Source organism: Dactylosporangium sp. NPDC005572 (assembly GCF_040605515.1).
Taxonomy (GTDB): Bacteria; Actinomycetota; Actinomycetes; order Mycobacteriales; family Micromonosporaceae; genus Dactylosporangium.
Window position 1 is genome coordinate 1 of the sequence record NZ_JBEXCY010000305.1, and the last position, 10,645, is coordinate 10,645.

At 74.1% G+C, this 10,645-nt stretch carries 4 protein-coding genes; all 4 read left to right on the forward strand.

The annotated features are described in order from the left end of the window. The coding region (locus ABZS66_RS57525; RefSeq protein ID WP_354772796.1) for a glycosyltransferase at window positions 1-1,180 on the forward strand (1,180 nt) is incomplete at its 5' end. Beyond that, window positions 1,177-1,989 carry an HAD family phosphatase gene (locus tag ABZS66_RS57530; protein WP_354772798.1) on the forward strand — a complete coding sequence of 271 codons (813 nt, stop codon included), beginning with the start codon at window positions 1,177-1,179 and terminating at the stop codon, window positions 1,987-1,989. The genes ABZS66_RS57525 and ABZS66_RS57530, both read left to right, overlap by 4 nt. After that, window positions 1,962-5,045 (forward strand): condensation domain-containing protein, encoded by a 3,084-nt coding sequence (locus tag ABZS66_RS57535; RefSeq protein ID WP_354772800.1) that lies wholly within the window; start codon window positions 1,962-1,964, stop codon window positions 5,043-5,045. The genes ABZS66_RS57530 and ABZS66_RS57535 overlap by 28 nt, the downstream gene beginning before the upstream one ends. Further along, window positions 5,042-10,588, forward strand: coding sequence for an amino acid adenylation domain-containing protein (locus ABZS66_RS57540; protein ID WP_354772801.1), 5,547 nt, complete (start codon window positions 5,042-5,044; stop codon window positions 10,586-10,588). The genes ABZS66_RS57535 and ABZS66_RS57540 overlap by 4 nt, the downstream gene beginning before the upstream one ends. The last annotated feature ends 57 nt before the right edge of the window (window positions 10,589-10,645 follow it).

The window sequence follows — 10,645 nt, forward strand, 5'->3', positions numbered from 1 at the left end:
CCGGCACGGATCCAACCGGGGCAGGTCGGCCGCGCGGAACCTCGGGGTCGCCCAGTCCCGGGCCGACCGGCTTCTGCTGATGGACGCGGACTCCTACGCCGCCCCGGACCTCGTCGAGCGGCACCTGCGCCGACCCGGTGACCCGGGTCCCGGGGTCGTCTTCGGCCGGCGCGTCGAGCCCAGCTGGGGAACGTTCACGACGCTGCGGCAGGCGGTGCCCGACGAGGGCGACCTCCTGCCGATGGAGGGTGATCACCGCGACGTGCCGCAGCGCGACGACAGCGACGTCTTCGACGTCTATCGACGCACTGCGTGGATGTTCGGCTTCACGCACAACCTCTCGCTTCCCCGCGAGCTGTACCTGCAGGTCGGAGGGTTCGACGAGGCGTTCGTCCAATGGGGGTACGAGGACACCGACTTCACGTACCGCATCTACCGGCACTTCGAGCGCGACAACGCCCACTTCCGCTACGACCCGGATGCCGTCTGCTACCACACCCCGCACTTCCGGGACTGGGCCACGGAATGGGAGAACACCAAACCGGTCCTTCCCTACCTCGTCCGCAAGTACCGCCACTACGACGTCGAGTTCTTCACCCATCCGTCGGACAACCACCGCCGGGTCGCCCGGACCCTGCCGTTCTACGAGGACTGCCGCGAGTTCATCCGCGACCATCCGGGCCGGGTCACCGGCGACGCCGTCCGCAAGGCCGCCGGCCTGCCGGATGCCGCCGACAGCCTCTGGATCGGTTTCGACGTCGGCTCGGCGGCGACGGCCGGCCGGATGACGAGCATCGACCACGCGCTGGCCTTCGGGCCCGACAACCCGCACCTGTTCGGCGCCCGGACGCCGTACGCGGACGGCTCCTTCGACTACGTCGTGCACCTCGATCTGTGGCGCATGCTCACCCCTATCGATCTCTCCGCGCTGATTCTGGACAGCCTCCGCATCGCCGGCGTGGCGTTGCTCGTCCAGTCCAAGGGGCTCCGCCGTGATCCCGCCGACGGGATCGGCATGATCGACGACCTGGACTACTTCCTGTCCATGGTCGGCCCGCGATGCGACGCCGCGATCTCCTACGAGGACGACGACATGGCCGTCGTCAGGCTGGCGCGGCACGGCTCGGGCGCGGCGGCGTCGTCCGGCGCGGACCGGGCAGAGAGCGTCGGGCAGCGATGACGGGCGGCCGGCTGTCGGCCGTGGCCTTCGATCTCGACGGCACGCTGGTGGACCTCGAGCGGTTCCACCACGAAGCCCTGCTGCGGGCCGCCCGGGAGGCCGGCGTCGAGCTCACCTGGGACCAGGCGCTGGAGCGGCTCCCACACTTCATCGGTGGCCCCGACCAACGGGTGGCGGCGGAGGTCGCGGCGCTGTCACCGGCCGGGGTCCCGCCGGTCGAGGTGCTCGCGGCGAAGCGGCGGTACTTCGCATCGCTGATCGGCGAGGTTGCCGAGATCGTTCCACGCGCCGGGGTCGGCGAGTTCCTCGACCGGCTGGCCGGCCGCGGCATCCCGGTGGCCGTGGGCACCGTGACCGAGCGCGGGACCGCGCTCGGCATCCTGCACCGGGCCGGGCTGCTCCCGCGGTTCGGCGAGCGCCGCGTGGTGACGGCGCAGGACGTGCCGCACCTGAAGCCGGCGCCGCACGTCTACCGGGAGACCGCGCGGCGGCTCGGCGTGGAGGCGGCGGACCAGCTGGTCTTCGAGGACTCGCTCACGGGCATGGCCGCCGCCCGGTCGGCCGGCAGCCCGGTCGTGGCGATGCCCACCGTGCACGACCCGGACTACCTGGCGGCGGTCGCTGCGGCCGGGGCGTCGGCGGTCTTCCCGGGCTGGCGCGACCCGGGCCTGCTGCCACTGCTCGATCGCCTGCTGGTGCCCGGCGGCGGCGAGCGCCGGGGGCACGCGGTGCGGTTGGCGCCGAACGTCTCGGATTCGTTCCACGAGGAGGCGTGTCTGCCATGCATGAACGCAATCGCGGCCCGCTGACCGCGGCGCAGCGCCGCCTGTGGTTCCTCGACCGGCTCGACCCGGGCGACCCCGCGTACAGCATCTCCACGACCGTCCTGCTGCGCGGCGACCTCGACGTCGACCGGCTGATCCGCGCGCTCGACGCCGTCATCGCCCGGCACGAGAGCCTGCGGACCCGGTTCGTCGAGTCCGGCGGCGTACCGGTGCAGGAGGTGCTCGCGGCGCGGGCGACGCCGGTGCAGCGGGCCGACGTGTCGAGCGAGGCCGAGGCGCGCCGCGCCGTCGAGGAGCTGATCGCCCGCCCGTTCGACCTGGCCGCGGGGCACCTGATCCGGGTCGGCCTGCTGCGGCTCGGCGCTCGTGAGCACGTCCTGTGCACGGTCGTGCACCACATCGTCGGCGACGGCTGGTCGATGAACCTGCTCTACCGGCAGGTCGCCGAGGTGTACCGGGGGATCGAGCCCAGCGCGCCCGGCATGCGCTACGTCGACCACGCCCGCGCCCATCAGGGCATTGACGACGCCGCGCTGGCGTACTGGCGGGCGACGCTGGCCGACCCGCCGGTGCTCGAACTGCCGCTGGACCGGCCCCGCCCGGCGGTGCGGACCTCGGCGGGTGTCGCGGCGGTCCGTGAGCTCGGCGGCGAGCTGTGGACGTCGGTGCAGCGCGCGGCACGGCAGCTGCGCTGCACCCCGTTCATGCTGCTGATGACGGCCTATCAGCTGACGCTGGCGCAGGCCGGCGGGCAGGACGACCTCTGCGTCGGCACGCCGGTCGCCGGCCGCGACGGCGTGGAGGTGGAGTCGGTCTTCGGCTACTTCACCTCGATGCTCGTCCTGCGCGCCGACCTCTCCGGTGACGTCACCTTCCGCGACCTGGTGCTGCGGACCCGGGCCGGCTGCGTGGGTGCCTTCGCCCACCAGGAGGTCCCGTTCGAGCAGCTCATCGCCGACCGGGGCACGCCGCGCGACCCGAGCCGCAACCCGCTGTTCCAGGCCACCTTCACGATGCACTCCACGATGGACGTGTCGGCGACCGGTTTCGAGGGCTTCGAGGGTGTCGCGGTCGAGGCGTTCGGCGAGGGATCGCGGCGCACCATCACCGACGTGGCGATGGACGTGTTCGTCAGCTCGACCGCGATCGCCAAGCGGTCCGCCGAGGCCCGGATGGACGTCCTGCTCACCTGCAGCGCCGACCTGTTCGACCCGGCCACCGCCGACGGGCTCGCCGACCGGTTCACCGCCGTGCTGCACGCCGCCCTGGCCGACCTGGACACCCCGGTGCAGGCGCTGCCGCTCGTCGACGGGTCCACCCGGGCCGAGTTGCTGCGGATCGGCACCGGGCCGGCCGTTGCCGGCGGCCTGCCGCTGCTGGCCCGCATCGAGCGGGCGGTCACCGTCGCGCCCGACGCGATCGCCGTGGTCAGCGGCCACGACCAGGTCAGCTACCGGGAGCTGTGGGCCCGCGCCGGTGCGCTGGCCGACGCGCTGCGCGCCGCCGGAGTCGGGTCCGGGCAGCTCGTCGGGGTGAGCCTGCCGCGCGGCCCCGACCTGATCGTCGCCCTGCTGGCGACCTGGCGGACCGGCGCCGGCTACGTTCCCGTCGATCCGCGGCTGCCCGCGCAGCGGCGCGCCGTGCTCGTCGCGCAGGCCGCCGTCGCCGCCGTGATCACCGTCGACGGCGTCGGGCCCGGCTCGACCGCGCCGGGGTCCGCGCCCGACCCCGCCTACGTCCTGTTCACCTCCGGCTCGACGGGCACCCCGAAGCCGGTGCTCGTCGGCCGCGCCGCCCTCGACGAACGCGTCGCGTGGATGGTCGACGCCTACCGGCTGACCGGGAGCGACCGCGTCGTGCAGTTCGCCGAGCCCAGTTTCGACACCCACGCCGAGGAGGTCTGGCCCACCCTGGCCGCCGGCGGCACCCTGGTGGTGCTGCCCGAGGGGCCGCAGTCGCTGCCGGAGCTGCTCGCCGCCGACCCAGCGATCACCGTGCTCGACCTGCCGACGGCGTACTGGCAGGCGCTGCTGGACGTCGTGCCCGCCTGGCCGGCCGCGCTGCGGCTGGTGATCCTGGGCGGCGAACAGGTCGACGCGGCCGCGGTCGCCCGCTGGCGAGCGCGGCACGGCGACCGGATCCGGCTGACCAACACGTACGGGCCGACCGAGGCGACGATCATCGCCACCGCGGTCGACCTCGGGGCCGCCGACACCGGCCGCCGTCCGCCGATCGGGCGGCCGATCGGCGGGGTCCGCGCCTACCTGCTCGACCGGGCCGGGCGTCTGGTGCCGCGCGGCGCGGTCGGCGAGCTCTGCCTGGCCGGCGCGGGACTCGCCGACGGCTACCTGGGCCGGCCGGACCTCACCGGCGAGCGGTTCGGCCCCGACCCCTACGGCGGTGGCCGGGTCTACCGCACCGGCGACCGGGCCCGGTGGCGCCGGGACGAGCCGGTGCTCGAGTTCCTCGGCCGGTTCGACCGGCAGCTCAAGGTGCGGGGCGTGCGGATCGAGCCGGGTGAGGTGGAGGCTGTCCTGGCCGGGCACCCGGACGTGGGCCAGGCGGCGGTCACCGCGTTCGGCGACACCCTCGTCGCGTACGTGACCGGCACCACCGCCGTGCACGAGGTACGCGCCCACGCCGCCGACCGGCTGCCCGCACTGCTGGTGCCGAGCGTGATCGTGCCGCTGGCCGCGCTGCCGCTGACCCCGAACGGCAAGGTCGACACCGAGGCGCTGCCGGCGCCCACGGTCGTCGACGGGGTCCGGACCGCGTTCGAGCCGCCCCGCACCGACGCGGAGGAGCTGGTCGCCAGGATCTTCGCCGAGGTGCTGCCGGTCGAGCGGGTGGGCGCCGACGACGACTTCTTCGTCCTCGGCGGGCACTCGCTGCTCGCCGTCCGGGTGATCGCCCGGCTGCGCGCCGCCGTCGGCCTGGACCTGCCGGTCCGGCTCGTGTTCCAGCACCCCACCGTCGCCGGCTTCGCCGACGCGGTCGAGACCGCGCTGGTCGCGGAGATCGACCGGCTCACCGAGGACGAGGCGGCGGCACAGCTCGCCGCCCGGACGGAGGCGCCGTGACCGCCGTCCCCGACCAGCTCTCCGCCGTCAAGCGGTCGCTGCTCGCCGCCCGGCTCAAGCAGACCGCAGCCCCGGCCGAGACCATCGCGGCCCGGCCGGCGGGGACGGCGGTGCCGCTCTCGCTCGCCCAGGAGCGGCTGTGGTTCATGGAGCAGTACGCGCCGGGCACGGCGGCGTACACGGTCCCGGTCCTGCTGCGGCTGCGCGGCACGCTCGACCCGGCCACGCTGGGCGCCGCGCTGAACGCGATCATGGCCCGCCACGAGAGCCTGCGGATGCGGTTCGACGCCACCGGCGACGGCCGGCCGGTGCTGCGCATCGACGACACGGTGCCGATCGCGCTCGATACCACCGCGGCCGTCGGTGCCGACCTGGCGGCCCGCGAGGCGTGGGTGCGCGCGGCGGTCCGGGCCCGGCTGGCCGAACCGTTCGACCTGACCCGGGGCCCGCTGCTGCGCGCCGCCCTGTACGCCGTCGGGCCGGACGACCACGTGCTCGCGCTCACCGTGCACCACATCGTCTGCGACGGCTGGTCGGCCGACCTGGTCGTCGGCGAGCTGCTCGCCCTCCTCACCGCCGGCAACGGCGCGGACGACCCCCTGCCGCCACCACGCAGGCAGTACGGCGACTACGCGGTGTGGCAGCGGGAACGCCAGCGGCAGCGGCTCGCCGACGGCACGCAGCAACGCGACGTCGCCTACTGGCGTGCGCGGCTGGCCGGCGTACCCCCACTCGATCTGCCCACGGACCGGCCGCGACCCTCGGAGCTGACCTTCCGGGGCGCGCCGGTCGGCGTGCGCCTCGACGGCGAGTCGACCGCGGCGCTGCGGCGACTGGCGCTCGACCACGGCGCCACCCTCTACATGGCGGTGCTCGCCGCATACGCGGCGGTCCTCGCCCGCTACGCCCGGCAGGACGACTTCGCGATCGGCTCGCCGCAGGCCGGCCGCACGCACGCCGAGCTGGAGCCGATGATCGGCATGTTCGTCAACATGCTGATCACCCGCGTCGACACCGCCGGCGACCCGACCTTCACCGAGCTCGTCGGCCGCGTCCGGGACACCACCCTGGACGGGTACGCCCACCAGGAGCTGCCGTTCGAGCAGCTGGTCACCGAGCTCGACGTGGCACGCGACCTCGGCCGCTCCGCGATCTTCCAGGTCGCGTTGTCGATGCGGACCTACGCCGGGTCCGGCGGGTCCGCCGACGCCCCGGCCGCCGGGCTGACGGTGGAGCCCTTCGTCGTCGAGGCGGTGGCGACCCGGTTCGACCTGGAGCTGGACCTGGTGGCCGGGGACGGGCTCTCCGGCGCGTTCATCTACAACCGGGACCTGTTCACCACCGAGACGGTGGAACGGATTGCCGGCACCTTCGTCGAGTTCGTGCGTGCGGTCGCCCGCGACCCGGACCGGCCGCTCAGCCGCCTGCTCACCGTCACCGGCCCGGCCCGCGAGCGGGTGCTCGTCTCCTGGAACGACACCGCCGCCGACTTCCCCGACGGCCGGACACTGCACGACCTGATCCAGGCGCGGGTCGCCACCGCCCCGGACGCGCCCGCGGTCACCTACGAGGGGGCCACGCTGAGCTACGGCGAGCTGGCCGCACGGGCGAACCAGGTCGCCCACCGGCTGCGCGAGCACGGTGCCGGGCCCGGCCGGCTCGTCGCGGTGTGCGCGCACCGCGGTCCGGACCTCGTCGTCGCCCTGCTCGGTGTGCTGATCTCGGGAGCGGCGTACGTACCGCTGGATCCGGATTATCCGGCCGAGCGGCTCGGGTTCATGCTCGCGGACACCGACGCGGTCGCCGTGCTGACCGCCGGGACGGCCCGGGCCGCGCTGCCGCCGACCGACCGTCCGGTGCTGGCCCTCGACGCCCCGGCGACCTGGGCGACCGCTGCCACGACCGCGCCCGAGCCGCTGGCCGGGCCCGGTGACCCCGCCTACGCGATCTACACCTCCGGCTCGACCGGGCAGCCCAAGGGGGTGCTCAACGGGCACCGTGGCGTCGTCAACCGGCTGCACTGGATGCAGCGCCGCTACGGCCTGACCGCGGCGGACACCGTGCTGCAGAAGACCCCGGTCGGCTTCGACGTCTCCGTCTGGGAGTTCTTCTGGCCGCTGCTCATCGGGGCCCGGCTGGTGCTGGCCCGGCCGGACGGGCACAAGGACGCCGCCTACCTGCGCGACCTGATCGTGGCCGAGGGCGTCACCACCGTGCACTTCGTGCCGTCGATGCTCGCCGTGTTCCTGGCGGAGGAGGGGATCGAGCGGTGCGGCCCGCTGCGGCGGGTCATCTGCAGTGGTGAGGAGCTCCCCGTCGACGTCGCCCTGCGCACGCTCGCCGCGCTGCCCGGCGCCGAGCTGCACAACCTCTACGGGCCGACCGAGGCGGCCATCGACGTGACCGCCTACCACTGCACCGCCGACGAGCTGACCGGCTCGGCCAGGGTGCCGATCGGCGCACCGATCGACAACATGCGGGTGTACGTGCTGGACGGGCACGGCGAGCCGCTGCCGGTGGGCGTGCCGGGTGAGCTGCACCTGGCCGGGGTGGGGCTGGCCCACGGGTACCTCAACCGGCCCGAGCTCACCGCCGAGAAGTTCGTCACCGGCCGGGACGGGCAGCGCCTCTACCGCACCGGCGATCTGGCCCGGTGGCGCCCGGACGGGACGCTCGACTTCCTCGGCCGCATCGACGGGCAGGTGAAGCTGCGCGGTCTGCGGATCGAGCTGGGCGAGATCGAGGTGGCACTGCGCGGACAACCCGGCGTCCGCGACGCCGCTGTCGTCGTCCGTGAGGACACCCCGGGCGACAAACGGCTGGCGGCGTACCTGGTCGTGACCGAACCGGCGGACGCCGTCGCGCTCCGGCTCGCCCTCAAGCGGCGGCTGCCCGACTACATGGTGCCGTCCACCTTCGTCGAGCTGCCCGAGCTGCCGCTGAGCCCGAGCGGCAAGCTGGACCGGCGCCGGCTGCCGGCGCCGCAGCAGGTCCGCGACGCCGGGACCCCGTACGTGGCGCCGGGCACGGCCACCGAGATCATGGTCGCCGGCATCTGGGTCGAGGTGCTCGGTGTGCCGCAGGTCGGCCTCGACGACGACTTCTTCGATCTCGGCGGGCACTCGCTGCTGGCCATCCAGGTCGTCGCGAAGCTGCGCCGCGCCGCCGGTGGCGGCGTGTCCGTGATGGACCTGTTCAAGCACCGCACGGTACGCGAGCTGGCCCGGCTCGTCGACGTGCCGCTCGACCAGCGCGGCGGCCGGGACCTGGTGCACGAGCTGACCCGCCCGGTGCCGGTCGCGCGGCGGGTGCGCAGCCTGGTCTGCGTGCCCTACGGCGGCGGCAGCGCCGTGGTGTACCAGCCGCTCGCCGACGCGCTGCCGGCCGGGCACCGGCTGTTCTCCGTCGCCATCCCCGGCCACGACGTCGGCCTGGACGAGGCGGCGCTGCCCTTCGACGAGCTCGCCGAACGCTGCACCGCCGAGATCCTGGAGAAGGTCGACGGGCCGGTCGCCCTCTACGGCCACTGCGGCGTGGGCTCCGCGCTCACCGTCGAGATCGCCCGCCGGCTGGAGCAGCGCGGCCGGGAGCTCGACGCGGTCTACATCGGGGCGATCTTCCCGTTCGCCCGGCCGCGGAGCCGGGTCTGGACGGCGCTGTCGCGGCTGACCCGGATGGAGTCGCTGCGCTCCGACAAGGTGTACGCCAACTGGCTGACCGCGATGGGCGTCGACATGAGCGACATCGAACCCGGCCAGGCCCGCCAGATCATCCGCAACATGCGCCGCGACTCCGACAGTGCCGAGGCGTACTTCACGCAGCTGATGCACGCCGGCACCGAACGACTCCGCGCGCCGATCATCGCCGTGGCCGGGGACCGGGACCCGGCGACCGAGTTCTACTCCGAGCGCTACACCGAATGGCACTTCCTCACCGACCGCACCGCCGTCGTCGTGCTCGACGAGGCCGGGCACTTCTACCTCAAGTGGCGGGCCGACGAGCTCGCCGAGATCGTCACCACCGTCGACCCCGCGGTGGTGGCGGAGCAGGCGGAGCCCCTGACCCGCCCCGCACGCGGTGACCAGGCGACCTGGTGGCTGCACGGCACCTCATCGTCGGCCGGCCGGGTCGCCGCCCCCGGGCCGCAGCCCAGCATGCGCCGCTTCCTGGCCGTCGCGTTCGCGCAGCTCATCTCCATCCTCGGGTCGACGCTCACCGACGTGGCGCTGCCGCTGTGGGTGCTCAAGGAGACCGGGTCGCTGCTCGACTTCGCGCTGCTCGCGGTCGCCGGGCTCGTCCCCGGCCTGCTGGTGCTGCCGATCGCGGGAGCCGTCGTCGACCGGCACAGCAGACGCGCTGTCATGCTTTTCGGCGACGTCGGAGCGGGCGGCACCCAGCTGCTGCTCGGCGTCCTGCTGTGGAGCGGGTCGCTGCAGGTGTGGCACATCTACCCGCTGATCGTGCTGCTGTCGGTGTCGCTGACGTTCCAGCGGCTGGCCTACACCTCCGCCATCCCGCAGCTGGTGCCCAAGCAGTACCTCGGCCACGCCAACGGCGTCGTGCAGATGATCGGCGGCGTCGCCACCATCATGATGCCGCTGCTGTCGGTGGCGCTGCTCGCCGCGGTCGACCTCGGCGGCATCCTGGTCATCGACGTGCTCAGCTACGTCGCCGCGATCACCATCGTGCTGCTGGTGCGCTTCCCGCGGACGCTGGCCTGGCGCCCCCGGGAGAGCCTCACCGCCGAGATCCGCGAGGGCTTCCGCTTCTCCTGGGGGCACCGCGGTTTCCGGGCCATGCTGCTGTTCTTCATGGGACTCAACGTGTTCCTGTCGCCGCTGTTCCTGATGATGACGCCGCTGGTGCTGGCGTTCGCGGGCATCGGCCAGGTCGCCCAGATCTCGGTCGCGGGCGGCATCGGGGCGTTCCTCGGCGGCCTGACGATGAGCATCTGGGGCGGGCCGCGGCACCGGCGGCTGTTCACCGTACTTTGCTGCACGCTGGCGCTGGCCGCCTGCTGCCTCGTCATCGGCCTGCGTCCGGCACTGTGGCTGATCGCGATCGGGTCGTTCGGCATCTCGATGTGGCTCGTCCTGCTCAACGGCGTCTACGCCACGATCGTGCAGGTCAAGGTGCCGCAGCGGTTCCACGGCCGGGTGTTCGCCATCAACACCGTCATCGCCTGGTCCACGCTGCCCATCGGCTGGACCCTGGTCGGCCCGGCCGGCTCCAGCCTCCTCGAGCCGCTGATGGCCCCGGGCGGGCTGCTCGCGGGCACGGTCGGGCGGGTCATCGGGGTCGGGCCGGGCCGCGGCATCGGCCTGCTCTACCTGGTGCTCGCGGTGGCCATCGCGGCCCTGGTACTGGTGGCGATGCGGCTGCCGCGGATCGCCCGGTTCGACGACGAGGTCCCCGACGCGCAGCCCGACGACCAGGCCGGGGTCGAGGCGTTGCGCCGCCGCGGCGCCCTCGTCGCGCCGGCTCGCCACACCACCCCGCGGCCCCACGCGGAGCGGCCGGTCGCGGACCGGGTGGCCCGATGAACGCCCCCGCGGCGGGAGCCGCTGCGGGGGCGGGCGCCGGCGCCCGGGCGGTCGCCA